At 60.5% G+C, this 23,231-nt stretch carries 24 protein-coding genes; 12 read left to right on the plus strand and 12 right to left on the minus strand.

Annotated features, from left to right (window positions below):
- The first annotated feature begins 106 nt into the window (after positions 1-106).
- The 7 genes from C6Y56_RS01585 (at position 107) to C6Y56_RS01615 (ending at position 6,085) form a co-directional block, all read left to right on the plus strand.
- Positions 107-1,771, plus strand: a complete 1,665-nt coding sequence (locus C6Y56_RS01585) for an OFA family MFS transporter (protein ID WP_169428446.1) — start codon at positions 107-109, stop codon at positions 1,769-1,771.
- 291 nt (positions 1,772-2,062) lie between these two features.
- On the plus strand, positions 2,063-2,656 hold the full coding sequence (gene hisB, locus C6Y56_RS01590; protein WP_085712764.1) for an imidazoleglycerol-phosphate dehydratase HisB: 594 nt from the start codon (positions 2,063-2,065) through the stop codon (positions 2,654-2,656).
- Complete coding sequence (gene hisH / locus C6Y56_RS01595; protein WP_114881092.1) at positions 2,656-3,294, plus strand: imidazole glycerol phosphate synthase subunit HisH; 639 nt, start codon at positions 2,656-2,658, stop codon at positions 3,292-3,294. The genes hisB and hisH overlap by 1 nt, the downstream gene beginning before the upstream one ends.
- Positions 3,295-3,552, plus strand: a complete 258-nt coding sequence (locus tag C6Y56_RS01600) for a DUF2164 domain-containing protein (protein WP_169428447.1) — start codon at positions 3,295-3,297, stop codon at positions 3,550-3,552.
- Between the two features lie 42 nt (positions 3,553-3,594).
- Positions 3,595-4,332 carry a 1-(5-phosphoribosyl)-5-[(5-phosphoribosylamino)methylideneamino]imidazole-4-carboxamide isomerase gene (gene hisA, locus C6Y56_RS01605; protein WP_169428448.1) on the plus strand — a complete coding sequence of 246 codons (738 nt, stop codon included), beginning with the start codon at positions 3,595-3,597 and terminating at the stop codon, positions 4,330-4,332.
- A 9-nt stretch (positions 4,333-4,341) separates the two neighbouring features.
- Entirely contained in the window at positions 4,342-5,112 is a 771-nt protein-coding gene (gene hisF / locus C6Y56_RS01610) for an imidazole glycerol phosphate synthase subunit HisF (RefSeq protein ID WP_007897430.1), read from the plus strand.
- A 217-nt stretch (positions 5,113-5,329) separates the two neighbouring features.
- A complete protein-coding gene (locus C6Y56_RS01615) occupies positions 5,330-6,085 on the plus strand; it encodes a substrate-binding periplasmic protein (RefSeq protein WP_169428449.1) in 756 nt (251 codons plus the stop codon).
- On the opposite strand, the gene C6Y56_RS01620 is transcribed toward C6Y56_RS01615, so the two are convergent.
- The 5 genes from C6Y56_RS01620 to gpmI all read right to left on the minus strand — a co-directional run bounded on the left by C6Y56_RS01620 (position 6,066) and on the right by gpmI (position 12,673).
- The gene (locus C6Y56_RS01620; RefSeq protein ID WP_169428450.1) at positions 6,066-7,454 is read right to left on the minus strand and encodes a Vps62-related protein; all 1,389 of its coding nucleotides are present in this window, start codon (positions 7,452-7,454) and stop codon (positions 6,066-6,068) included. The genes C6Y56_RS01615 and C6Y56_RS01620 overlap by 20 nt on opposite strands.
- Before the next feature lie 118 nt (positions 7,455-7,572).
- The gene (locus C6Y56_RS01625; protein WP_169428451.1) at positions 7,573-8,349 is read right to left on the minus strand and encodes a divergent polysaccharide deacetylase family protein; all 777 of its coding nucleotides are present in this window, start codon (positions 8,347-8,349) and stop codon (positions 7,573-7,575) included.
- A 2-nt stretch (positions 8,350-8,351) separates the two neighbouring features.
- Positions 8,352-9,671: a S41 family peptidase gene (locus C6Y56_RS01630; RefSeq protein WP_169428452.1), complete on the minus strand. Its 1,320-nt coding sequence runs from the start codon at positions 9,669-9,671 to the stop codon at positions 8,352-8,354.
- 34 nt (positions 9,672-9,705) lie between these two features.
- Positions 9,706-11,010: a murein hydrolase activator EnvC family protein gene (locus C6Y56_RS01635; RefSeq protein ID WP_169428453.1), complete on the minus strand. Its 1,305-nt coding sequence runs from the start codon at positions 11,008-11,010 to the stop codon at positions 9,706-9,708.
- Positions 11,011-11,146: 136 nt separating this feature from the next.
- A complete protein-coding gene (gpmI, locus tag C6Y56_RS01640) occupies positions 11,147-12,673 on the minus strand; it encodes a 2,3-bisphosphoglycerate-independent phosphoglycerate mutase (protein ID WP_169428454.1) in 1,527 nt (508 codons plus the stop codon).
- A 153-nt stretch (positions 12,674-12,826) separates the two neighbouring features.
- On the opposite strand from gpmI, the gene C6Y56_RS01645 reads away from it, so the two are divergent.
- Genes C6Y56_RS01645 through secB form a run of 3 tightly spaced genes read left to right on the plus strand, consistent with a single transcriptional unit; the run spans position 12,827 to position 14,035 of the window.
- Positions 12,827-13,240 (plus strand): rhodanese-like domain-containing protein, encoded by a 414-nt coding sequence (locus tag C6Y56_RS01645; protein ID WP_169428455.1) that lies wholly within the window; start codon positions 12,827-12,829, stop codon positions 13,238-13,240.
- A gap of 1 nt (position 13,241) precedes the next feature.
- Complete coding sequence (gene grxC, locus C6Y56_RS01650) at positions 13,242-13,496, plus strand: glutaredoxin 3 (RefSeq protein ID WP_169428456.1); 255 nt, start codon at positions 13,242-13,244, stop codon at positions 13,494-13,496.
- Positions 13,497-13,549: 53 nt separating this feature from the next.
- Positions 13,550-14,035 carry a protein-export chaperone SecB gene (secB, locus tag C6Y56_RS01655; protein WP_169428457.1) on the plus strand — a complete coding sequence of 162 codons (486 nt, stop codon included), beginning with the start codon at positions 13,550-13,552 and terminating at the stop codon, positions 14,033-14,035.
- Between the two features lie 123 nt (positions 14,036-14,158).
- Here the strand turns inward: secB and C6Y56_RS01660 are convergent, their stop codons facing one another.
- Positions 14,159-14,614, minus strand: coding sequence for a tRNA (cytidine(34)-2'-O)-methyltransferase (locus C6Y56_RS01660; RefSeq protein WP_041071426.1), 456 nt, complete (start codon positions 14,612-14,614; stop codon positions 14,159-14,161).
- Here C6Y56_RS01660 and C6Y56_RS01665 point away from each other — a divergent pair.
- Positions 14,613-15,053: a hypothetical protein gene (locus C6Y56_RS01665; protein ID WP_169428458.1), complete on the plus strand. Its 441-nt coding sequence runs from the start codon at positions 14,613-14,615 to the stop codon at positions 15,051-15,053. The two genes, C6Y56_RS01660 and C6Y56_RS01665, sit on opposite strands and share 2 nt — an antisense overlap.
- Positions 15,054-15,476: 423 nt before the next feature.
- Here C6Y56_RS01665 and ntrC read toward each other — a convergent pair whose 3' ends face one another.
- The 6 genes from ntrC to glnA form a co-directional block, all read right to left on the minus strand.
- The gene (gene ntrC, locus C6Y56_RS01670) at positions 15,477-16,913 is read right to left on the minus strand and encodes a nitrogen regulation protein NR(I) (protein ID WP_056852210.1); all 1,437 of its coding nucleotides are present in this window, start codon (positions 16,911-16,913) and stop codon (positions 15,477-15,479) included.
- Entirely contained in the window at positions 16,910-17,995 is a 1,086-nt protein-coding gene (glnL, locus tag C6Y56_RS01675; protein WP_096821967.1) for a nitrogen regulation protein NR(II), read from the minus strand. The genes ntrC and glnL overlap by 4 nt, the downstream gene beginning before the upstream one ends.
- Before the next feature lie 231 nt (positions 17,996-18,226).
- Complete coding sequence (locus tag C6Y56_RS01680) at positions 18,227-18,850, minus strand: DUF4124 domain-containing protein (RefSeq protein ID WP_169428459.1); 624 nt, start codon at positions 18,848-18,850, stop codon at positions 18,227-18,229.
- Positions 18,847-19,356: a DUF4124 domain-containing protein gene (locus tag C6Y56_RS01685; protein WP_169428460.1), complete on the minus strand. Its 510-nt coding sequence runs from the start codon at positions 19,354-19,356 to the stop codon at positions 18,847-18,849. Before C6Y56_RS01685 ends, C6Y56_RS01680 begins: the two co-directional genes overlap by 4 nt.
- 25 nt (positions 19,357-19,381) lie before the next feature.
- The gene (locus tag C6Y56_RS01690; protein WP_169428461.1) at positions 19,382-19,804 is read right to left on the minus strand and encodes a cupin domain-containing protein; all 423 of its coding nucleotides are present in this window, start codon (positions 19,802-19,804) and stop codon (positions 19,382-19,384) included.
- 181 nt (positions 19,805-19,985) lie between these two features.
- On the minus strand, positions 19,986-21,392 hold the full coding sequence (gene glnA, locus C6Y56_RS01695; protein ID WP_169428462.1) for a glutamate--ammonia ligase: 1,407 nt from the start codon (positions 21,390-21,392) through the stop codon (positions 19,986-19,988).
- Between the two features lie 328 nt (positions 21,393-21,720).
- On the opposite strand from glnA, the gene thiI reads away from it, so the two are divergent.
- Positions 21,721-23,175 (plus strand): tRNA uracil 4-sulfurtransferase ThiI, encoded by a 1,455-nt coding sequence (gene thiI, locus C6Y56_RS01700; protein WP_085712783.1) that lies wholly within the window; start codon positions 21,721-21,723, stop codon positions 23,173-23,175.
- The last annotated feature ends 56 nt before the right edge of the window (positions 23,176-23,231 follow it).

Below are 23,231 nucleotides of genomic sequence, written 5' to 3' on the forward strand. Positions count from 1 at the left end.
TCGCGCTTCAAGGAGCTCCACCCACCAACACGGTCATGCCTGCGTGCATAAAGGCCGGGGGTGAGCAGTGGCTGGCGAACGCATACTAATAATTGGGGGATACACAATGAGCACGAGCATCACGGCGGACGGCCTCAGCGCCGCCCAGCCTGCGTTCCTGTCCAAGGAACGCATCATCGCCAAGCCCGGTTTCAACCGCTGGCTGGTCCCACCGGCCGCACTGGCCATTCACCTGTGCATCGGCATGGCCTATGGCTTCTCGGTGTTCTGGTTGCCGCTGTCCAAGGCGCTGGGCGTGACCGCTCCGGTGGCTTGCGCACCGGACATGAGCTTCATCGCACAAGTCTTCTCGTCGCAATGCGACTGGCCGATCTCCATGCTCGGCTGGATCTACACCCTGTTCTTCATCTTCCTCGGCTGCTCGGCTGCAATCTGGGGTGGCTGGCTCGAACACGCAGGACCACGCAAGGCCGGTGTGGTATCGGCACTGTGCTGGTGCGGCGGTCTGCTGATTTCGGCGTTGGGTATTTATACCCACCAGATATGGCTGATGTGGATCGGCTCCGGCGTGATCGGCGGTATCGGTCTGGGCCTGGGCTACATCTCGCCGGTCTCGACCCTGATCAAGTGGTTCCCGGACAAGCGCGGCATGGCCACCGGCATGGCGATCATGGGCTTCGGTGGCGGCGCGATGGTCGGTGCGCCGCTGGCAACCGCTTTGATGAGCCATTTCGCTTCGCCGACGGGCGTGGGCGTATGGCAGAGCTTCGTCGCCATGGCCGCGATCTACTTTGTGTTCATGATCGGTGGTGCGCTGGCTTACCGCGTGCCGCCGACCGGCTGGAAGCCTGAAGGCTGGGCCGCGCCGGCGAAGAAAGCCTCGAATGCGATGATCACCCACCGTCACGTTCACGTGAATGTGGCGTGGAAAACCCCGCAATTCCGTCTGGTGTGGCTGGTGCTGTGCCTGAACGTGTCGGCGGGTATCGGCATCCTCGGCATGGCATCGCCCCTGTTGCAGGAAGTGTTCGGCGGCAAGCTGCTGGGCAACGATCTGCCGTTCGGTCAGCTGGACGCCGGTCAACTGGCGTCCATCGCTGCGATTGCGGCAGGCTTCACCGGTCTGCTGAGCCTGTTCAACATCGGCGGTCGGTTCTTCTGGGCGTCGTTCTCGGACTACCTGGGTCGCAAGAACACTTACTTTGTGTTCTTTGCACTGGGTTTTGCGCTGTACGCACTGATCCCGAACCTCGGTCACCTGGGCAACGTTGCGCTGTTCGTGGCGGCGTTCTGCATCATCCTGTCGATGTACGGCGGTGGTTTTGCGACCGTTCCAGCGTACCTGGCCGACCTGTTCGGCACGCAAATGGTCGGTGCGATCCACGGTCGTCTGCTGACTGCCTGGGCTGCCGCTGGCGTGCTGGGTCCGGTGCTGGTGAACTACCTGCGTGAGTATCAACTGAGCATCGGCGTTGAACGCGCCGCCGCTTACGACATCACTTTGTACATCCTCGCCGGCCTGCTGGTGCTGGGTTTCCTGTGCAACCTGCTGGTGCGTCCGGTGGCGGACAAGTACTTCATGACCGACGCCGAACTGGCCGCCGAACAGGCGCTGGGTCACGACAAGGGTGCTGACAGCAGCACTGTGCTGGAGTGGAAAGCCGCGCCGGGCAGCAAGCCGTTGGCAATCGCTGCGTGGCTGGTGGTGGGGATTCCGTTGGCGTGGGGTGTGTGGGTGACCCTGCAGAAGACGGCGGTTCTTTTCCACTAAGACGCTAAAGTTGCCGGCCTGAAATCTCAGGCCGGCACCAAATCCTGTGGGAGCGAGCCTGCTCGCGATGGCGGTCTGACAGTCGACAGTGATGTTGAATGTACGGCCCTCATCGCGAGCAGGCTCGCTCCCACATTTGTTTTGTGCTGTCCGAAATAGCTTGTATGCACATGTCTATCCCCGACAGCACGGGGTTCTATCCGTCAGTCATTCCACCTCTCGTGTTTCTGTTTCGGCCCCGCGCCCCTATAATGGCTGCCTTTTTCGCCCAATGATTTTGCGGAGCTGGTGATGGCCGAACGTAAGGCGTCTGTCGAGCGCGACACTCTGGAAACCCAGATCAAAGCCTCGATCAACCTTGATGGCACCGGAAAGGCCCGATTCGATATCGGTGTTCCTTTTCTTGAGCACATGCTGGATCAGATCGCCCGTCACGGGTTGATCGACCTGGATATCCAATGCAAGGGCGATCTGCATATCGACGACCACCATACCGTGGAAGACGTCGGTATCACCCTCGGCCAGGCCTTCGCGCAAGCCATCGGCGACAAAAAAGGCATCCGTCGCTACGGCCACGCCTACGTGCCGCTCGACGAAGCGCTGTCGCGTGTGGTCATCGACTTCTCCGGCCGCCCGGGCCTGCAGATGCATGTGCCGTACACTCGCGCCACCGTTGGTGGCTTCGACGTCGACCTGTTCCAGGAATTCTTCCAGGGCTTCGTCAACCACGCGCTGGTCAGCCTGCACATCGACAACCTGCGCGGCACCAACACTCACCACCAGATCGAAACCGTGTTCAAGGCTTTCGGCCGCGCGCTGCGCATGGCCGTCGAGCTGGATGACCGCATGGCCGGCCAGATGCCTTCGACCAAGGGCGTGCTGTAATGCAGACCGTCGCGGTAATCGATTACGGCATGGGCAACTTGCACTCGGTGGCCAAGGCCCTCGAGCACGTTGGCGCCGGCAAGGTGCTGATCACCAGCGATGCGGACGTGATCCGCGAAGCCGACCGTGTGGTTTTCCCCGGTGTCGGGGCGATTCGCGATTGCATGGCGGAGATCCGTCGCCTCGGTTTCGACTCGCTGGTACGTGAAGTCAGCCAGGATCGTCCGTTCCTCGGCATCTGCGTCGGCATGCAAGCCTTGCTCGACAGCAGCGAAGAGAACGACGGCGTCGACTGCATCGGCCTGTTCCCGGGCGCGGTGAAGTTCTTCGGCAAAGACCTGCATGAAGACGGCGAGCACCTGAAAGTCCCGCACATGGGCTGGAACGAAGTGAAGCAGTCGGTGGATCACCCGCTGTGGCACAACATTCCGGACCTGGCGCGTTTCTACTTCGTGCACAGTTACTACATCGCCGCGGGTAATCCGCGGCAGGTGGTCGGCAGCGGTCATTACGGCGTCGATTTTGCCGCGGCGCTGGCCGAAGGTTCGCGTTTCGCCGTGCAGTTCCACCCGGAGAAGAGCCATACCCATGGCCTGCAATTGCTGCAGAACTTCGCGGCGTGGGACGGTCGCTGGTAAATGGCTGCCAAGAAAAAACCGCCGATCCTGACCCTCACACCCGAGCAGGAAAGCGAGGCCAGCCGCAAGATCCAGCGGTTCATGGAGGATCGTTTCGAACTGGACCTGGGTTCATTCGAGGCGGCGGAAATTCTTGAGCTGTTTACCCGCGAAATTGCTCCGCACTATTACAACAGGGCGATTTTCGATGTGCAGACCCACCTCAAGGAGCGGTTTGAAAGCATCGAAAGCGACCTGTGGGCGCTCGAGAAAAACTGATTTCCGAGCCAAGCTGAACATTCAAATTTGAAGGTTTGCCAGATGCTGATTATTCCCGCTATCGATCTCAAAGACGGTGCCTGCGTACGTCTGCGCCAGGGCCGCATGGAAGATTCCACAGTGTTCTCCGATGATCCGGTGAGCATGGCTGCCAAGTGGGTGGAGGGCGGTTGCCGCCGTCTGCATCTGGTCGATCTGAACGGCGCTTTCGAAGGCCAGCCGGTCAACGGTGAAGTGGTGACCGCGATCGCCAAGCGCTACCCGACCCTGCCGATCCAGATCGGCGGCGGCATCCGTTCGCTGGAGACCATCGAGCACTACGTCAAGGCGGGCGTGAGCTACGTGATCATCGGCACCAAAGCGGTGAAAGAGCCTGCGTTCGTCGCCGAGGCCTGCCGCGCCTTCCCGGGCAAGATCATCGTCGGCCTCGACGCCAAGGACGGTTTTGTCGCCACCGACGGCTGGGCTGAAATCAGCAAAGTGCAGGTCATCGACCTGGCCAAGCAGTTCGAAGCCGACGGTGTGTCCTCGATCGTTTATACCGACATTGCCAAAGACGGCATGATGCAGGGCTGCAACGTACCGTTCACCGCTGCGCTGGCTGCTGCCACGAAGATCCCGGTGATCGCTTCCGGCGGCATTCACAACCTGGGTGACATCAAGTCGCTGCTCGACGCCAAGGCGCCGGGCATCATCGGCGCCATCACCGGCCGGGCGATCTACGAAGGCACTCTCGACGTCGCCGAAGCGCAAGCTTTCTGCGACTCGTACCAAGGCTGAGGACTGACCATGGCGCTGGCCAAACGCATCATCCCTTGCCTGGACGTGGACAACGGCCGGGTCGTCAAAGGTGTGAAGTTCGAGAACATCCGTGACGCCGGCGATCCGGTGGAAATTGCCCGTCGCTATGACGAGCAGGGTGCCGACGAGATTACCTTTCTCGACATCACCGCCAGCGTCGATGGCCGTGACACCACACTGCACACCGTCGAGCGCATGGCCAGCCAGGTGTTCATCCCGCTGACCGTCGGCGGCGGCGTGCGGACCGTGCAGGACATCCGCAACCTGCTCAATGCCGGTGCGGACAAGGTGTCGATCAACACCGCTGCCGTGTTCAATCCTGAATTCGTCGGCGAAGCGGCGCAGCATTTCGGCTCGCAATGCATCGTCGTCGCCATCGACGCGAAGAAGGTCTCCGGCCCGGGCGAAACCCCGCGCTGGGAGATCTTCACCCACGGCGGTCGCAAGCCGACCGGTCTCGACGCCGTCGAGTGGGCAAAGAAAATGGAAGGCCTGGGTGCCGGTGAAATCCTCCTGACCAGCATGGATCAGGACGGCATGAAAAACGGCTTCGACCTCGGCGTGACCCGCGCCATCAGCGATGCGCTGGGCATTCCGGTGATCGCATCCGGCGGCGTCGGCAACCTGCAGCACCTGGCTGACGGCATCCTCGAAGGTCACGCCAGCGCGGTGCTGGCGGCGAGTATTTTCCACTTCGGCGAATACACCGTTCAAGAAGCCAAGGCCTATATGGCTCACCGCGGCATCGTAATGCGTTAGGCTCTGCGCGAAAACTGCCTGCGCGACGATCATGCTGCGTTAAAAACAGGCTCGGAATGCTCATGTAGGTCCCCTACACTCCGCTTCCTCGCCTGTTTTTGCCTTGCCTGATCGCCGCTCGGCGAGTTTTCACGCAGACCCAAAACAATACAGGCCAGTGGACAGCATGGCGTACCCAAGGCACTCTTGGGCACGCCATGGATTTCGGTAGCCCGACATGATCAAACGCCTGCTTCTCGTCCTCGCCAGTGCCTCCGTGTTGTTGATCAACACCGGGTACGCCGAAGAAAGTCCCGACACCGATCTGGTGCTCCTCACCGAAAACTTCCCGCCGTACAACATGGCGAAGAACGGCAAGAATTTCGCCCAGGACGAAAACATCAATGGCATTGCCACGGACATCGTGCGCGAGATGTTCAAACGTGCCGGCATCACCTACAGCCTGACTCTGCGCTTCCCCTGGGAGCGGGTCTACAAGCTGGCGCTGGAGAATCCCGGTTACGGTGCGTTCGTCATGGCGCGGCTGCCGGATCGCGAAAAACTGTTCAAGTGGGTCGGCCCGATCGGCCCGGACGACTGGGTCATGCTGGCCAAGGCCGACAGCAAGATCACCCTCGAAACCCTCAATGATGCGCGCAAGTACAAGATCGGCGCCTACAAAGGCGATGCGATTGCCGAGACGTTGACCAAACAGGGGCTGAAGCCGGTGGTGGTGCTGCGTGATCAGGACAACGCCAGAAAGCTTGTCAGCGGCCAGATTGACCTGTGGGCCACTGGTGATCCTGCCGGGCGCTATCTGGCTCGACAGGATGGCGTGACCGGATTGAAAACCGTGCTTCGCTTCAACAGCGCCGAGCTGTACCTGGCGCTGAACAAGGACGTGCCGGATGCAACCGTTGCCCGGTTGCAGGCTGAGCTGGATCAGATGCGCAAGGAAGGCGTGGTCGACGAGATCATGGGGCAGTATTTGTAACGACTCCTTCCTCTGTCGTCGGCTGTGGGGCGAGACCGATATCGTGGCTGTCACGGTCTGAATGGCTTTCGCTTGAAGGTGGCTCTGTCGCCAATTGCGGAGTGAAGGTCAGCGTGCTGTCGGTTTCTGGCGGATACTCGGTCAAGTAAAGGCTTTCATCATCGGTGTAACTCATGCTCACCGCTACATGAGTGCCGTCCGTGCGCCTCAACGTATAGAGACTTTGTACCTGGTAGATCGCCACGGCCTTGTTTTTGGCAGCCATGGCGACGATGTCCAGTGGGCGGGATTCATTCCAGCCGTCGGGTGATGTCTCGCAGTAGGTAAAGTCCTTGTACAAATGCGCCGAGTAGCGGATGGCACGGCCTGCGCCCGAAGGCATCGCTGGCCACGCTTTCGACACTTCGATAGAGGTGAGGCGACTGAAAATCTGCTGCATCTGCGGGTTCTGGGCACGAATTGCTTTCCACTTGAACGGCCGTGGCAGATCACTCGTGTTGTGACCGTGTCCCACCAGTACATACTGATCCGAGCGTTCCAGATGGTAGAACGGGGAGGTAGATAATTGCTCGCCAGGAGACAGATGATCGGTTACCGCGAACCACGGAATTCGCACGGTCTGTGTGACCTTGGCCGGTGCCAGTTCCGGGGGCGCTCCATACCCCGAGAGTTTCGGAGCCTCGGGTGCCGGTACTGACTGCCGGGGAATCTGCATTCGCAACGCATAGGCGATGGAGTTCACAGGTCTGGAGTGGCTCTGGACACCGAAGAATGTGCCCGGAGCAAAATAGATTTCGCCTTCGGCTGCCTGCGGAGGATCGATGTGCCAGGCGCTGAAGTTCTGTCTTGCGCCACTGCCTTTATCGTCCCAGATCAAATGGCCGACGGTCGTGGCGATGACCAGATCTTCCCGCACGCAGCGGATCGCATTGAGTAATGGCTTGTCGCGACCATTGGAGCAGACAAGTCCCATGGCCACGTAGCCGGAAGGAGGGATCGGGCGCCACACCGTGCAGTCGGCGGCGGCTCCGGAGTTGGAGTCCCTCCAGACTTTTTCATAGTCCGTGGGCGGGCTGAGTGCTTTGCTTCGGGAGGCGTCGTCACCTTGCAGCTCACCTTCACAGACGACGGCCACGATTCTGTTTCCGTTGATATTTTCATATCCGGTCACGGCCAGATCCCCAAGCGGGAAGTACCCCGGCAGCAGGTCAGGGGCGGGGGTCGGGCGCCAAAAGCTTCCAACCGAGGAGCCGGAGCCTCGGCTGTCCCAGATCCGATGGAATTCGCTGGTGAAATTGATCAGCAGATTGCCGAACCGGATCGGTTCCATTCGCTGCGCGGGTAATGTGTTGCTGTCGATGCCTGTCATAGTCAGTCCTGAAGTTTGAAAGGCGACTCACAAGAGTCGCTAACCATTGCAGGGCTGACTATCCAGACGCGGGCGAGTCGTCAGGCAATAACTATGTGTAGCGGTTGTATCAGGGCGTTTATCGGTAGACACCGTTTTTGCCGTGCGCGGTCGTAGCGCGATTGCTGCGCACGCTGATCATCTGCTTGATGTCGATCCACTCGATGCCTTGAGCTTTCAACTTAGGCAGTTCTCGCTCCAGCACGGCCAGGGTCTGTGGATAAGGATGGCCGATCATTACCGCCGAACCCTGTTTGCGCGCCAGATTGATTGCGGTCTGCAACTGGGTGTAGATCGCCGCTTCGGTGCGCTCGTCATCGAGAAACACGTCCCGGGAAACACTTGCCAGATCGATCTTCTGTGCCTGTTGCGCAGCGACGGTCTGGGCACTGGTGCGGCTGTCGACGAAGAACTTGTGACGGCGCTGCAGTTCACCCATCAACCAAGCCATCGCCACCGGTTGCGCCGTCATGCGGCTGCCCATGTGGTTGTTGATGCCGGCGGTGTAGGGGACCATTTTGAACGCGGCGTCGAGACGCTTCTCAAGCTCTTCGATGGGCAGTTCGGGATGCCAGGCGAATGGACCGGTGGCCGGGTCCATCGGCATGTGCAGGATCACGATCTTGCCGGCACGATGGGCTTCGCGGGCGAATTCGGTGGCGTGCGGGGTATCGGGCATGATTGCCGTGGTGACCGGCCCCGGCAGGGCCAGCACGCGGCGATCCCGGGGCAGGTTCTGCCCCAGGTCGTCGATGATCAGTGTCAGGTAGGCTTTTTGTGGTGTCGGTCTGGCAGGCTCTGCGTGAGCAGCACCCGCCAGACAGCACAGCAGGACAAAGACGAAACGCAAAGACATCCTCAACGGCCGGACGTGATGCTCAGGCCTTTGAGCAGGCTCAGGGCCTGGGCCAACTGGTAATCGTCATCCTGCGGCATGGCTTTCGGCTTGCCGCCGGAGCCGGTCGGTTTGTCCGCGCCGCCGTTGCCGTTGCCCAGGTGACCCTGCAGGTCGGCTTCCTTGAAGTAGTCGCCGTCCGCTTCGTTGGTAATCTTGGCCTTGCGCACTTCGATGTCCGGGACGATACCCTGGGCCTGGATCGAGCGGCCGTTCGGCGTGAAGTACAACGCGGTGGTGATCTTCAGCGCACGGTCGTTGTTCAGCGGCAGCACGGTCTGCACCGAACCCTTGCCGAAACTGGTGGTGCCCATGACCACGGCGCGTTTCTGGTCTTGCAGGGCGCCGGCGACGATTTCCGAGGCCGAGGCACTGCCCCCGTTGATCAGCACGACCATCGGCACGGCTTCGCTTTCGTCCTTGCCGGTGGCGGAGAAGCGCAGTTCGGAGTTGGCAATCCGGCCCTTGGTGTAGACGATCAGGCCCTTGGTGATGAAGTGGTCGACCACTTCCACCGCTGCCTGCAGCACGCCGCCCGGATTGTTGCGCAAGTCGAGGATGATGCCGTTGAGCTTCTTGCCGTTGTCCTTGCGCAGCTTGGCCAGGGCCTTGGAGACTTCCTCGCCGGTCTTGACCTGGAACTGGGTGATGCGGATCAGGCCATAACCCGATTCGAGCAATTGCGCCTTGACGCTCTTCACCTGGATCACTGCGCGGGCCAGGGTTACGTCGAACGGCGTACCGCCGTCACGGACCAGGGTCAGGGTGATTTTCTGGCCGATCTTGCCGCGCATCTTGTCCACGGCTTCGGTCATGGTCTGGCCGCGGGTCGGCGCGCCATTGATCTTGACGATGAAGTCACCGGCCTGGATGCCGGCCTTCGATGCTGGCGTATCGTCGATTGGCGACACGACTTTGATGAAGCCGTCTTCCGAGCCGACTTCGATACCCAGGCCGCCGAACTCACCGCTGGTGCTTTCCTGCAGCTCGGTGAAGTCTTCCGGGCCGAGGTAGGCCGAGTGCGGGTCGAGATTGCTGAGCATGCCCTTGATGGCGTTTTCCAGCAGGGTCTTGTCGTCCACCGGTTCGACATACGCGGCCTTGATCCGGTCCATGACCTCGGCAAAGGTGCGCAGCTCTTCCAGCGGCAGCGGGGGCTTGGACGTCGCGGCAGTGCCTGCCGGAGCGACAGCCGGAGCCGGTTGAGCGGCAAACGCCAGAGGCGCGCCGATCACCAGGGCGATCGTCAGGGCCAGCGAGGTAAGACGGGACAAATGCAGCATGTCGAACGAACTCCTAAAGTTGGTGACTCAACGCCTATCCTTGCGCGCGGCACCATTGCGCCGGATCACTCGGGTGACCCTGCTGACGAATTGCGAAATACAGCGCTGGTGTGTCCTGCCCGCCACTGTTACCGACAGTGGAGATGGACTCACCGGCTTTTACCACGTCACCAGCCGACTTCAGCAGCGTCTGGTTATGACCGTAAAGACTCAGAAAACCATTGCCATGATCGAGGATCACCAATAGCCCGGCACCGCGCAACCAGTCGGCAAACACCACGCGCCCGCCATGTACGGCGTGCACCTGGCTGCCGGCGGAGGCGCTGATCATCACGCCATCCCACTTGGTGCGGGCATCGTCGCCACGGGTTTCACCGAAACGTGCCAGCAGTCGACCATCAACCGGCCATGGAAGTTTTCCCCGGGTGGCAGCAAAAGGGCCGCCGAACGTCTCGCCGCTGCTGGAAACCAGCGCGCCAGGTGTGGGTCTGACTTGTTTTCGCGGGGCGTCGCTGGTGTCCGAGTCCGCGTCGGCACGGGCCTGGGCCTCACGCAAACGCTTTTTTTCGGCTTCCTGCTGGGCGATGAGCGCTTTCTGCCGCGCTTCTTCTGCCTCACGGGCCTGGCGGGCCAGGGTTTCTTCAATGGTTTTAAGGACTTTAGACAGGTCTGCCTGATCCTGCTCGCGGGCGGCCAGTTTCTGGTCGCGCGCTTTTACGTCGTCGTTGAGCCTGGCCAGCACTTGCTGGCGCTCCTTGCGAACCTTTTCGAGGGCGTCGCGCTGGGTGTCGAGGTCGCTTTTCTGCACCAGCAACTGGGCTTGCTGGGAGGAGATGTCCTTTTCGACATTGGCCAGCTGACGCAGGGTTTCGTTGAAGTTTTTCAGCTGCTCCAGGCGGGCCTGGCTCAGGTAGTCGTAATAGGTGAGGGTACGGGCGAATTTCTCGGGATTCTGCTGGTTGAGCAGCAGCTTGAGGTATTCCTGCCGGCCGTTCTGATAGGCCGCGCGGGCCTGGATGGCGATCAGTCGTTGCTGTTCAGTGCGCGCGCTCTGGAGTTTTTTTTTCTCTGCATCGAGCCGCTGCAGCTCGGATTCACTCTTCTTCAGCTCTTTTTGCAGGGCGTCGACCTGTTTCTCGAGCTTGCCCATCTCGGTTTCGGTGCCCTTGAGCTCTTTCTGGACGCCGGATTTTTCCTCCTGGAGCTTGCCCAGCAGTTTTTTCAGCTCGGCGATGTCCTGACGCGTGGCGTCCAACTGTTGTTGGGTTTGCGCACGCTCGTCAGCGAAGGCCGGTTGGAGCAGGCATGTCAGAGCGAGGGCGATCAGGACGCGAAGCATAAGGGCGGGCGGTACCAGGGTAAGGGACGGCCTAGTATGCCCGCCCCACGCGGCAAAAAAAACGCCTCAAAGCCAACTGCTTTGAGGCGTTCGTCATAAAAAGCCGTTTCAGGCTGATTACAGGGCGTTTTTGATATCAGACCAGAATCGAAGTGCCAGTCATTTCCACCGGTTTTTCCAGACCCAGCAGTTTGAGCATGGTCGGTGCCACGTCCGCCAGCACGCCGCCTTCACGGACCTTGAGGTCGCGTTTGCCGACATAAATGAACGGCACCGGCTCGGTGGTGTGCGCGGTGTGCGCCTGGCCGGTGGCTTCGTCGGCCATTTGCTCGACGTTGCCGTGGTCGGCGGTGATCAGCGCTTCGCCGCCGACTTTTTCCAGGGCATCGACGATCCGGCCGACGCAGGTGTCCAGGCATTCAACGGCTTTCACTGCCGCTTCGAACACGCCGCTGTGGCCGACCATGTCGCCGTTGGCGTAGTTGACCACGATCACGTCATAGCGCTGGTTCTCGATGGCCTCGACGATGCGGTCGGTGACTTCCGGCGCGCTCATTTCCGGCTGCAAGTCATAAGTGGCGACTTTCGGCGACGGGATCAGGATGCGCTCTTCGCCCGGGAACGGCTCTTCGCGACCACCGGAGAAGAAGAAGGTCACGTGGGCGTATTTTTCGGTTTCGGCGATGCGCAGCTGGGTCTTGCCGTTTTTCGCCAGGTAGTCGCCGAGCACGTTTTCCAGGCTGCCCGGCGCGAAGGCGGCGGGGGCCGGGATGCTGGCGGCGTATTGAGTCAGGCCCACGTACTGCACTTTTGGCTGGCGTGCGCGCTCGAATTCCTTGAAACCGTCTTCGACAAACACGCGGCTCAGCTCGCGTGCGCGGTCGGCGCGGAAGTTCATGAACACCACGGCGTCGCCGTCTTCGACCTTCACCGGCTCACCGATGCTGGTGGCCTTGACGAACTCGTCGCTCTCGCCACGGGCGTAAGCGGCCTCCAGACCTTCCTGGGCGGTGGCGGCGTTGAATTCGCCCTTGCCATCAACGATCAGGTTGTAGGCCTGGGCCACGCGATCCCAACGGTTGTCGCGGTCCATGGCGTAGTAGCGGCCGATCAGGCTGGCGATGCGGCCCTTGCCGAGGGCCTGGAAGGTCGCGTCGAGCAGTTCGATCGACGATGCGGCGCTTTTCGGCGGCGTGTCACGGCCGTCGAGGAAGGCGTGCAGGTAGATTTTTTCGGCGCCGCGCTTGAAGGCCAGTTCGGCCATGGCGATCAGGTGATCCTGATGGCTGTGAACGCCGCCATCCGACAGCAGGCCCATGAAGTGCACGGCCTTGCCGGCGGCCACGGCCTTGTCCACGGCGGCGCAGATGGTCGGGTTCTCGAAGAACTCGCCGTCGCGGATCGCTTTGGTCACACGCGTGAAGTCCTGATACACCACGCGCCCGGCGCCGAGGTTCATGTGGCCGACTTCGGAGTTGCCCATCTGGCCGTCCGGCAGACCGACGTCCATGCCGCTGCCCGAGATCAAGCCGTTCGGCACGGTGGCCCACAGGCGATCCAGCACAGGCTTTTTGGCCGCATAGACGGCGTTGGATTCGGGGCTGTCGCTGTGACCGAAGCCGTCGAGAATCATCAGGACCAAAGGTTTAGGCGTGGTAGTCATGGAATCCACTCGTGGCTAATAAAGAAGAGGGCGATGGAAAAGGGAGTTGGAGTTTAAAGCGAAGTTCCGGCGGCGTCACCGCCGGACGGGGTTTGGCCCACCATAGTGGCTGTGTATACTGGCCGACATTTTAACGCCCTGGAACCTCCTTCGATGGTTGCTCACCTGATTGAATTTGCCACTAACCACTACATTCTTGTCGGTATCTTCGTCGTACTGCTGGCTTTGCTGCTGGCGCATACGGTGCAGGGCGGCGGTAAAAGCCTGAGTACCGGCGAGCTGACCGCACTGGTCAACAAGGACGCCGGCGTGGTGGTGGACATCCGTCCGAGCAAGGAATACGCCGCCGGTCACATCGTTGGCGCGGTGAACATTCCCCAGGACAAACTGGCCGCCCGTATCGGCGAGCTGGAAAAACACAAGGCCAAGACCATCATTCTGGTCGACGCCCTGGGTCAGACTGCCGGCACCCATGCCCGCGAGCTGATGAAATCCGGCTTTACCGCCGCCAAGCTGTCCGGCGGGATCTCCAGCTGGAAAGGCGACAACCTGCCACTGGTGAAGTGATATGAACGACGTCATCGTCTATTCCAGCGATTACTGCCCTTACTGCTCGCGCGCCAAGTACCTGCTCGCGAAAAAAGGTGTGGCCTTCGAAGAGATCAAGGTCGATGGCAAGCCGCAGGTGCGCGCCGCCATGGCCCAGAAGGCTGGACGTACGTCCGTGCCGCAGATCTGGATCGGCGACACCCACGTCGGCGGATGTGACGATTTGTACGCCCTGGAGCGCGCCGGCAAGCTGGACGCGCTGCTCAAGGCCTGAACTGCTGCACCTCACCAAGAACCCAAAAGACCCAAGATCAGAAAGGATCTGAGATGACTGACCAACAGAACACTGCAGCCAGCGAAGAAGAAACCGCACCGCAATTCTCCTTGCAGCGCATCTATGTACGCGACCTGTCCTTCGAAGCTCCGAAAAGCCCGGCGATTTTCCGTCAGCAATGGGATCCGGCGGTCGCTCTGGATCTGAACACCCGCCAGAAAGCCCTGGAAGGTGATTTCTACGAAGTCGTGCTGACCCTGTCCGTCACCGTGAAAAACGGTGAAGAAGTGGCCTTCATCGCTGAAGTGCAACAGGCCGGTATCTTCCTGATCAAGAACCTGGACGCGGGCTCGATGAGCCACACCCTGGGTGCGTTCTGCCCGAACATCCTGTTCCCGTATGCTCGCGAAACCCTGGACAGCCTGGTGACCCGTGGTTCGTTCCCGGCCCTGATGCTGGCCCCGGTGAACTTCGACGCCCTGTACGCGCAAGAGCTGCAGCGCATGCAGGAAGCCGGCGAGACTCCGACCGTTCAGTAAGCGGTCTGGCTCCACCCAATGTGGGAGCGAGCCTGCTCGCGATTACGGAGGGTCAGATGACATCGATGTCGTCTGACGCACCGCTATCGCGAGCAGGCTCGCTCCCACAGTTGTTTTCGGGTGTTACTTGAAGTCGTTCTGCCGCCACGCTTCGTACACGGCCACTGCTACGGTGTTGGACAGGTTCAAGCTGCGGCAGCCTTCGCGCATCGGCAGACGCAGGCGCTGTTCGGCGGGCAGGGCGTCGAGCACTTCCGGCGGCAGGCCACGGCTTTCCGGGCCGAAGATGAACGCATCGCCCGGGACGAACGCGGCATCGTGAAACGGCCGCGAACCCTTGGTGGTGAAGGCGAACAGCCGCGGATGGCCGAGGCTTTCCAGGCAACTGGCGAGGTCGGCGTGGCGTTGCAGAGTGGCATACTCGTGATAGTCGAGACCGGCGCGACGCAGCCGCTTGTCGTCCATCTCGAAGCCCAGCGGTTCGATCAAATGCAGGTGGCAGCCGCTGTTGGCGCACAGCCTGATAACGTTACCGGTGTTCGGTGGAATTTCCGGTTGAAAAAGGATGACGTGAAACATGCACGGCTCCGAAGGTAAAGATGACGCGCATTCTACGCCGCCAGCCGACCCGCGTTCGAAACTATTCCCGCGAGTCATGGGGTCGCTGGCAATTTTCGGCCTGATGGTCGGAATGATGATCGGCCGTTTGACCACCCCCGACCCAAGCGTTTTGCAGCAGGTCGAAGTGATCGAGGGTGGTCTGGCGGTCTGGTTCAACAATGAGCCGAAGCTGCATGGCGAGATCGTCGATGGCAGCATCGCGTTGCTGTTCGAGGCCGAAGGCAAGGCGCAGAAAGGTCAGCTCAAGCTCAACGGCAAGGACGTGAACTGGCGGACGCGTTTGAGTGACGGGGGATTGTTGCTGACGCTGGTGGCGGCGCGGCCGCTGCAGGGCGACTGGGCCGGCCAGGCGGTCGATGACCGCTGGCGGCTGGAGATCCATCTCCGGGAGCAATAAAAGAGGGAATCCCCGGCCTGCCTGTACCAAGGTTCCCGAAACGGGCGGGCTCATCGCATCGCGTTCTGAGCCGGTGTAAAGAGGGAACCCCTGACCTGCCTGTATCAAGGGCCCCAAAAGGGTGGGCTCATCACGTTTGTGGTGTGAGCCTGGTGTAAAGAGGGGAATCCCCGGCCTGCCTGTACCAAGGCCCCCGAAAGGGTGGGTGAATCGAATCACCTGATTGGGTTATTGCAGGGGGCGTGCCAGTTTTTATCGTTTTGAAACAAAAAAGCCCGACACAATGACGAAGGCCCCGTAATACGGGGCCTTCGTCTTTTCACAGGGTGGGATTTTCAGCGGTTTACAGGACAAACCTGAGCCAGTGGCCGTGCCCGATTAAGGGTCACGCTGCCTTGCGGCGGTGCAGGCTGGCGCCGAAGCTCAGCCTTCATCGCCCTCATCGTCATCCCCGCCATCGACCTTCATGCCAAGTTCCTTGATCTTGCGGGTCAAGGTGTTCCGGCCCCAGCCCAGCAGCACGGCCGCGTCGCGACGACGTCCGGCGGTGTGCTTCAAGGCGGTCTCGATCATGATCCGCTCGAACGCCGGCACCGCGCTGTCGAGCAGGCTCGACTGACCGCGTGCGAGCGCCTGATCGGCCCACTGGCGCAGCGCCTGTTCCCAGTTGGTCACCGGCGCTGAATCCTGAGGCAGGCTCAGCAGTTCCGGTGGCAGGTCGCCGATGTGAACTTCGCGCCCCGACGCCATCACCGTGATCCAGCGGCAAGTGTTTTCCAGCTGACGCACGTTGCCCGGCCACGGCAGGTTTTTCAGGTATTCCTCGGTCTCGCTTTTCAGCAGCTTCGGCTCGACCGCCAGCTCTTGCGCGGCGCGGCTGAGGAAGTGCTTGGCCAGGGTCGGGATGTCTTCGCGACGGTCCGACAGGCGCGGGATGTGGATGCGGATCACGTTGAGGCGGTGGAACAAGTCCTCACGGAATTTCCCGGCGTGGACCAGGGTTTCCAGATTCTGGTGAGTCGCGGCGATGATCCGCACATCAACCTTGACCGGCACATGCCCGCCGACGCGATAGAACTCGCCATCGGCCAATACCCGCAGCAGCCGGGTCTGGGTGTCCGCCGGCATGTCGCCGATTTCATCGAGGAACAGCGTGCCGCCGTCAGCTTGCTCGAAACGTCCGCGACGAAGGTTCGCTGCGCCGGTGAACGCGCCTTTCTCGTGGCCGAACAGCTCGGACTCCATCAGGTCTTTCGGAATCGCCGCCATGTTCAGCGCAATGAACGGGGAGGCCGCACGCGGGCTGTGGCGGTGCAGGGCATGGGCTACCAGCTCTTTGCCGGTGCCGGATTCGCCGTTGATCAATACGGTGATGTTGGAGTGGCTCAGGCGTCCGATGGCGCGAAACACTTCCTGCATCGCCGGTGCTTCGCCGATGATTTCCGGGGTGCGGGTCAGGGTTGGCGCGACTTCCAGGCCCTGTTGTTCCTGGGCGTGCTGATTGGCGCGTTTGACCAGCGACACCGCTTCGTCGACATCGAACGGTTTTGGCAGGTATTCGAAGGCACCGCCCTGATAGGAGGCGACAGCGCTGTCCAGATCGGAGTGAGCGGTCATGATGATGACCGGCAGTCGTGGGTGTTGCTCGCGAATCCGCGCCAGAAGATCCAGGCCACTGGCACCCGGCATGCGGATGTCGGAGATGATCACGTCCGGCTGCTGGCGGGCCAGGCGGCTCATCACGCCATCGGCACTGTCGAAGCTCTGGGTGGTCATGCCTTCCTGTTGCAGGGCTTTTTCCAGAACCCAACGGATAGAACGGTCGTCATCGACGATCCACACGGTTTCACTACGGCTCATGTCGATGTGGCTCCTTGTTCCAGTGGCAGAAAGATCGAGAACGTGGTGTGGCCTGGGTGGCTGTCACACTCGATCAGGCCCTGGTGCTGGCTGATGATGTTCTGGGTGATGGCCAGGCCGAGTCCGGTACCGTCCGGACGGCCGCTGACCATGGGAAAGAAAATGGTTTCCTGGAGTTCCGCCGGAATCCCCGGGCCGTTGTCGATGATCTCGATCTTGGTCACCAGGCGATGGCGGATATGGCCGATGGTGAATTGGCGCATGGCGCGGGTGCGCAGGCTGATGCGGCCCAGGCGCAGCTCGTTCTGGCTGCTGATCGCTTGCATGGCGTTGCGCACGATGTTCAGCACGGCCTGAATCATTTGTTCACGGTCGATCAGTACGTCGGGAATACTCGGGTCGTAATCGCGCACCAGCGTGATGCAGCCCTGGCTTTCGGCCTCGACCAGTTGGCAGACGCGCTCCAGCACTTCGTGGACGTTGCACAGGGCCAGCGACGGCAGTTTGTTCGAGCCGAGCATGCGGTCGACCAGATTGCGCAGGCGGTCGGCTTCTTCGATGATCACGTTGGTGTAGTCGCGCAGGCTGTCTTCCGGTAGCTCCCGGGCCAGCAATTGCGCGGCGCCACGGATGCCGCCCAGCGGGTTCTTGATCTCGTGGGCGAGGCCGCGCACCAGCATCTTGCTGGTTTCCTGCTTGGACAGTTGCGCCTCTTCCTTGGTGATCCGCAGCAGGCGGTCGCGAGGGTGAACCTCCAGCAACAGCAGGGTCGCGCCATTGCTGAGGATGGGCGTCACCGCGTAATCCACCGTCAGGGTCTGGCCGGTGAGGGCGGTGAGCATCGCTTCACGCTTGGTGAACGGGTGCGCCTGTTCAACCGCCTGGCGCAACGAGTTGAGCGCTTCGGTGGATTCGGTAAACAGCTCGCTGATGAACTGCCCATGGCTGCGCTGACCACTGATGGCCAGCAGCATCTCCGCCGCCGGGTTCATGTACTCGAGGCGCAATTCGGCATCGAGCAGGATGGTGGCGGTGGTCAGGTTGTCGAGCAGCAAACGGTGGAGTGCGTCGCTTATGGTCATCAGGACCTCTTTTGGAGCAAGGCGTGCGCAAGAAACCAAGCGCCGGTGCGAGGAAAATGCAAAAACCAAACCAAGGCTCCGAAAAGAAGCGTTCGGCGCCTGAAACAGGCGTTTGACGCCCGTTTGCGCAGCGATTGGCCGGCCCTCGCGGGTACTTTCGAACCAAAATGGGTTGGATTGTGGGTACGGTGCAGACTGTTGCACCAATATAGTGCGCAAAGCTGAACGGCGCTAAAAGAAACGCAGGAAGGGATTTTTCGGTTCGGCGGGTTTGTCTTTCAGCGGGCATTCCGGTCGAACGCCGTAGTCATCGGTGGTGCAGGGTTTGACCTGGCGCTTTTGTGCCAGCGAAATGCGCTGCATGTGGAACGGTTGATTGGCCGTTCGTTCGACGATGCGATCCTGTGCATCGAGGATCTCTACTGACAGACTGTGACTGCCGCGATCGATATTGTTCAGTGGAAACACCGGGCTCAGGCCGGGTTCGCCGGTGGCCTGGCCATCCAGCAGCAGGCGATAGCGATGTCCCTTTTGCAGGCCGGGTTCGCTGGTGACGCTGACGATCAGCTCGCCGGCGCTGCTGCGAATGGTGGCGTCCGGCTCGGGTACCAGCACCCGCAGCATGTCGTAGCGGAACAGCGGTTGCTCCGGTGATTTTTTGGCCGTGGTGATGGGCGCCGCCCCGGTCGGGTTGGAGGCCATGCGATTGCTGGTGGCCAGCGGCACACGCTTGGCGTTGCCTCGGGGTTGATCGGTGTAGACGCGATTGCCCTGCGCATCGACATAAGTGAAGACTTCGGCGGACGCACCGAGCGCGAACAGGGCCAGACACGCAGCGATCAGTCCGCGAGTCACGGCTTGTGCACTCGCTGCACAGTGAAGACCACTGCCGGACTCTGTTGAATGATCGCCTCGCCATCGATCACCTGAACCGCCAGCCGATGCTCACCCCGGTCGACGTTCACCAGTTGCAGGATCGGCACGTTGCTCGGCTGGCCATAAGGCGCGTCGTCCAGCAGCAGGCGCAGTTGGTGCGGCGGTTGCAGGCGCGGCTTGATCTGCACGCTGACGGTGAACGTGCCGTTGTTGGCGCGCAGGGCCTCTTCGGTGGGCAGGCCGGTCAGTTCCAGCACGTCATAGGCATTGCGCGCAGGCGCCCGGCTGGCCGTGTCCGACGACGGCGCGCTCGGTGCCTGAGGCTGGACGCTGTTGAGCGGCGGCAACTCCACCGGCTGCGCCTTCACGCCGTCCGGCGAGTGATCGCTGTAGACCGTGTTGCCGTTGGCGTCGGTGTATTTGTAGATCTGCGCTGACGCGTCGTACGCGCAAGCCAGCAACAGAATTGGCAGCAATGGCCGCATTCGGACGTCCTGTGAGTAGCGGATATCACTCCGACAATGGAATACCCTCGCCGCCAGCATAGAACACAACCAGCTCCACAGGTTTGTCTCCAGTGATCCCGCGATGACTGCGGTTCACCATTTCAGCGACGGCTTCTCCCTGTTTAAAACGTTTGCTGCGGCCATCGTCCCTGCTTTCGATAGTCAGTTCGCCGGAGAGAATGTAGGCAGCGTTGGGAATAGGGTGAGTGTGCCACTGGAGCTGTGTGTTGGCAGGAATACTGAGCCGGAGCACCGACAGTTCGGGTTTGGCGTCGGGGTAGTTTGAATAGGAGGTCCCATCCCACGACGTGGTGCTTTCGAGCAACAGATTGCGCTCTATCTGTCTTGATTCCTGTGGCGAGGCACAGCCTTGCAGGGTCAGAGTTGCCAGAGTGGCAAGCAGAATCTGGATAAGACATTGCTTCATCGTTGTATTCCTCAAGTGGCCGTAAGGAGGAAAGCTACGGGCCGCTCAAAGGGATTGATGCCGGACGATGTGTCAGTTGCTTTCGGATTTCTGGATTGATGTTGTCGGAAATAACCTCAAAAAAAAGGCCTCCCGAAGGAGGCCTCTCTTTTGTCATGCCGCGTAGCGCAGCGCTACCGGATCAGCAGCTGTAGTACAGCTCATATTCCAGTGGGTGTACGAAGGTGCGGACCTTGATTTCTTCTTCGGATTTCAGCGCGATGTAGGCATCGATGAAGTCGTCGGAGAATACGCCGCCCTTGGTCAGGAACGCACGGCCCTTGTCCAGCTCTTCCAGGGCTTCTTTCAGGCTGCCGCAAACTTGCGGGATCTCTTTCGCCTCTTCAGGCGGCAGGTCGTACAGGTTTTTGTCAGCAGCATCGCCTGGGTGGATCTTGTTCTGGATACCGTCCAGGCCGGCCATCAGCAGTGCTGCGAAAGCCAGGTACGGGTTGGCAGCCGGATCCGGGAAACGTGCTTCGATACGACGGCCGCGTGGGCTGTTGACGTAAGGAATACGGATCGAGGCGGAACGGTTGCGAGCCGAGTAGGCCAGCATCACCGGAGCTTCGAAACCTGGCACCAGACGCTTGTAGGAGTTGGTGGCCGGGTTGGTGAAGCCGTTCAGGGCCTTACCGTGCTTGATGATACCGCCGATGAAGTACAGGGCGGTTTCGGACAGGCCGGCATAGCCTTCGCCAGCGAAGGTGTTCTTGCCGTCTTTGGCGATGGACATGTGGACGTGCATGCCCGAGCCGTTGTCGCCGTACAGTGGCTTCGGCATGAAGGTCGCGGTGCGGCCGTAAGCGTCAGCAACGTTGTGTACAACGTATTTCAGAGTCTGAACTTCGTCAGCTTTCTTCACCAGGGTGTTGAACTTGACACCAATTTCGTTCTGACCGGCAGTCGCCACTTCGTGGTGGTGAACTTCAACGGTCTGACCCATCTCTTCCAGTGCGTTGCACATGGCGGTACGGATTTCGTGGTCGTGGTCGAACGGCGGAACCGGGAAGTAGCCGCCCTTGATACCTGGACGGTGGCCCTTGTTGCCGCCTTCCACGTCCTGATCGGACATCCACGAGCCTTGCTCGGAGTAGATCTTGAACATCGAGCCGGAGATGTCGGACTTGAACTTCACTTCGTCGAAGATGAAGAACTCAGGCTCTGGACCGGCGAATACGGTGTCACCGATACCGGTGGTCTTCAGGTATTCCTCGGCGCGGTGGGCAATGGCGCGCGGGTCGCGATCGTAACCTTGCATGGTCGAAGGTTCGATGATGTCGCAAACCAGGATCAGGGTCGGCTCTTCGGTGAACGGGTCCAGAACGGCAGTTTCGTCGTCCGGCAGCAGGATCATGTCGGAGGCTTCGATGCCTTTCCAGCCAGCGATGGAGGAACCGTCGAACATCTTGCCAACTTCGAAGAAGTCGTCTTCCAGCGCATCGCGAGCCGGCATGGTCACGTGGTGCTGAGTGCCTTTGGTGTCCGTGAAGCGCAGATCAATCCACTTGACGTCATGATCTTTGATGAGTTGAACCGACTTCGACATAGTGTCCTCCGGGTGGCTTAGGGCTGGTAGTGGATGCCCTTAAATGTTGGTGATGCCGGCGCGAATACTCTGCCAAGGCAACCTGCCTCACAAGGGAGCAAATTGCATGCCAGTGCCCCAGCATGGGTTTTTTGCCCCAAATTCACGCTTATAAAGGTGCAAAGCGCAGAAAGAGAGAAAATCTCGCCCTCTAATGTAGCGCTATAAGTCGAAAATGACCCGTTTTGGTGCATGCAAAACCTTCTGCACATTAACTGGTTAAACCTTGAGCAATTTCCGCTATAATCCGCGCCCCCCTTTTTCGGCTGGCCCAGCGCGCGCTGTTTTCATGAAACTAATCGTAAAAGTCTTCCCCGAGATCACCATCAAAAGCCGACCTGTCCGGACGAAATTCATCCGCCAGCTGGCCAAGAACATCCGCACCGTGCTCCGCGACCTGGACCCGGCCGTGGTGGTGAACGGTGTGTGGGACAATCTCGAGCTGGAAACCCGCGTGACCGATCCCAAGGCCCTGAAAGAGATGGGCGAACGCCTGACCTGCATGCCGGGCATCGCGCACTTTCTGCAGATCGACGAGTACCCGCTGGGTGACTTCGACGACATCACCGAGAAGTGCAAACAGCACTATGGCGATGCACTGGCCGGGAAGATTTTCTCGGTGCGCTGCAAGCGTGCGGGCAAGCATGCCTTCAGCTCGATGGACGTCGAAAAATACGTCGGCAGCAAGCTGCGCCGTGAGTGCGGTGCCGCCGGTATCGACCTGAAAGCGCCGGAAATCGAAGTCCGCATCGAGGTTCGCGACAAACGGTTGTTTGTCATCCACAGCCAGCACAATGGCATCGGCGGCTACCCGCTCGGTGCGCTGGAGCAGACGCTGGTATTGATGTCCGGCGGCTTCGACTCGACGGTTGCGGCCTACCAGATCATGCGTCGCGGTCTGATGGCGCACTTCTGCTTCTTCAATCTGGGCGGTCGTGCCCACGAATTGGGCGTAATGGAAGTCGCGCATTTCATCTGGAAGAAGTACGGCAGCTCGCAACGCGTGCTATTTGTCAGTGTTCCGTTCGAAGAAGTGCTGGGCGAAATTCTCGGCAAGGTCGATAACAGTCATATGGGCGTCGTATTGAAGCGTATGATGTTGCGCGCCTCCTCGGCCATCGCCGAGCGCCTGCATATTGATGCGCTGGTCACCGGCGAGGCGATCTCCCAGGTGTCGAGCCAGACGCTGCCGAACCTGTCGGTGATTGACTGCGTGACCGATAAGCTGGTCCTGCGTCCACTGATCGTCGCCCACAAGCAAGATATCATCGACACGGCCAACGAGATCGGCACCGCCGATTTCGCCCGGCACATGCCGGAGTACTGCGGGGTCATTTCGGTCAATCCGAAGACAGCCGCCAAGCGTGGTCGCGTTGAGCACGAAGAGCAGGAATTCGACATGGCGGTGCTCGAGCGTGCGCTCGCAAACGCCAGACTGGTGCCGATTGATCGGGTGATCGACGAATTGGGCCAGGATTTGCAAATCGAAGAAGTCAGCGAGGCACTGGCCGGCCAGATCGTCATCGACATCCGTCACCCGGATGCCGCCGAGGATGAGCCGCTGGAGCTCGAGGGCATAGAAGTACAGACGATGCCGTTCTATGCAGTGAACGCACGTTTCAAGGAACTGGACCCTACTCGCCAGTACCTGCTGTATTGCGACAAAGGCGTGATGAGTCGCCTGCATGCTCACCATTTGCTCAGTGAGGGGCATGCCAATGTGCGCGTTTATCGACCGAGCTAAGTGCCCGGGGCTGTTTGCCTGTGGCCTGCGTCACCGGCCCCCCGACACCGCCGTCA

The organism is Pseudomonas fluorescens (assembly GCF_012974785.1).
Classification (GTDB): Bacteria; Pseudomonadota; Gammaproteobacteria; order Pseudomonadales; family Pseudomonadaceae; genus Aquipseudomonas; species Aquipseudomonas fluorescens_BT.

Bases quoted from the DNA above. Each gene is read 5' to 3' on its own strand.
- glnA (WP_169428462.1), bottom strand. From the start codon at position 21,392: ATGTCGAAGTCGGTTCAACTCATCAAAGATCATGACGTCAAGTGGATT.
- C6Y56_RS01685 (WP_169428460.1), bottom strand. From the start codon at position 19,356: ATGCGGCCATTGCTGCCAATTCTGTTGCTGGCTTGCGCGTACGACGCG.
- C6Y56_RS01645 (WP_169428455.1), top strand. From the start codon at position 12,827: ATGGTTGCTCACCTGATTGAATTTGCCACTAACCACTACATTCTTGTC.
- hisB (WP_085712764.1), top strand. From the start codon at position 2,063: ATGGCCGAACGTAAGGCGTCTGTCGAGCGCGACACTCTGGAAACCCAG.
- C6Y56_RS01600 (WP_169428447.1), top strand. From the start codon at position 3,295: ATGGCTGCCAAGAAAAAACCGCCGATCCTGACCCTCACACCCGAGCAG.
- secB (WP_169428457.1), top strand. From the start codon at position 13,550: ATGACTGACCAACAGAACACTGCAGCCAGCGAAGAAGAAACCGCACCG.
- C6Y56_RS01585 (WP_169428446.1), top strand. From the start codon at position 107: ATGAGCACGAGCATCACGGCGGACGGCCTCAGCGCCGCCCAGCCTGCG.
- thiI (WP_085712783.1), top strand. From the start codon at position 21,721: ATGAAACTAATCGTAAAAGTCTTCCCCGAGATCACCATCAAAAGCCGA.
- C6Y56_RS01630 (WP_169428452.1), bottom strand. From the start codon at position 9,671: ATGCTGCATTTGTCCCGTCTTACCTCGCTGGCCCTGACGATCGCCCTG.
- hisF (WP_007897430.1), top strand. From the start codon at position 4,342: ATGGCGCTGGCCAAACGCATCATCCCTTGCCTGGACGTGGACAACGGC.
- hisH (WP_114881092.1), top strand. From the start codon at position 2,656: ATGCAGACCGTCGCGGTAATCGATTACGGCATGGGCAACTTGCACTCG.
- C6Y56_RS01615 (WP_169428449.1), top strand. From the start codon at position 5,330: ATGATCAAACGCCTGCTTCTCGTCCTCGCCAGTGCCTCCGTGTTGTTG.
- C6Y56_RS01620 (WP_169428450.1), bottom strand. From the start codon at position 7,454: ATGACAGGCATCGACAGCAACACATTACCCGCGCAGCGAATGGAACCG.
- C6Y56_RS01625 (WP_169428451.1), bottom strand. From the start codon at position 8,349: ATGTCTTTGCGTTTCGTCTTTGTCCTGCTGTGCTGTCTGGCGGGTGCT.
- C6Y56_RS01690 (WP_169428461.1), bottom strand. From the start codon at position 19,804: ATGAAGCAATGTCTTATCCAGATTCTGCTTGCCACTCTGGCAACTCTG.
- C6Y56_RS01660 (WP_041071426.1), bottom strand. From the start codon at position 14,614: ATGTTTCACGTCATCCTTTTTCAACCGGAAATTCCACCGAACACCGGT.
- C6Y56_RS01665 (WP_169428458.1), top strand. From the start codon at position 14,613: ATGCACGGCTCCGAAGGTAAAGATGACGCGCATTCTACGCCGCCAGCC.
- glnL (WP_096821967.1), bottom strand. From the start codon at position 17,995: ATGACCATAAGCGACGCACTCCACCGTTTGCTGCTCGACAACCTGACC.
- gpmI (WP_169428454.1), bottom strand. From the start codon at position 12,673: ATGACTACCACGCCTAAACCTTTGGTCCTGATGATTCTCGACGGCTTC.
- C6Y56_RS01635 (WP_169428453.1), bottom strand. From the start codon at position 11,010: ATGCTTCGCGTCCTGATCGCCCTCGCTCTGACATGCCTGCTCCAACCG.
- ntrC (WP_056852210.1), bottom strand. From the start codon at position 16,913: ATGAGCCGTAGTGAAACCGTGTGGATCGTCGATGACGACCGTTCTATC.
- grxC (WP_169428456.1), top strand. From the start codon at position 13,242: ATGAACGACGTCATCGTCTATTCCAGCGATTACTGCCCTTACTGCTCG.
- hisA (WP_169428448.1), top strand. From the start codon at position 3,595: ATGCTGATTATTCCCGCTATCGATCTCAAAGACGGTGCCTGCGTACGT.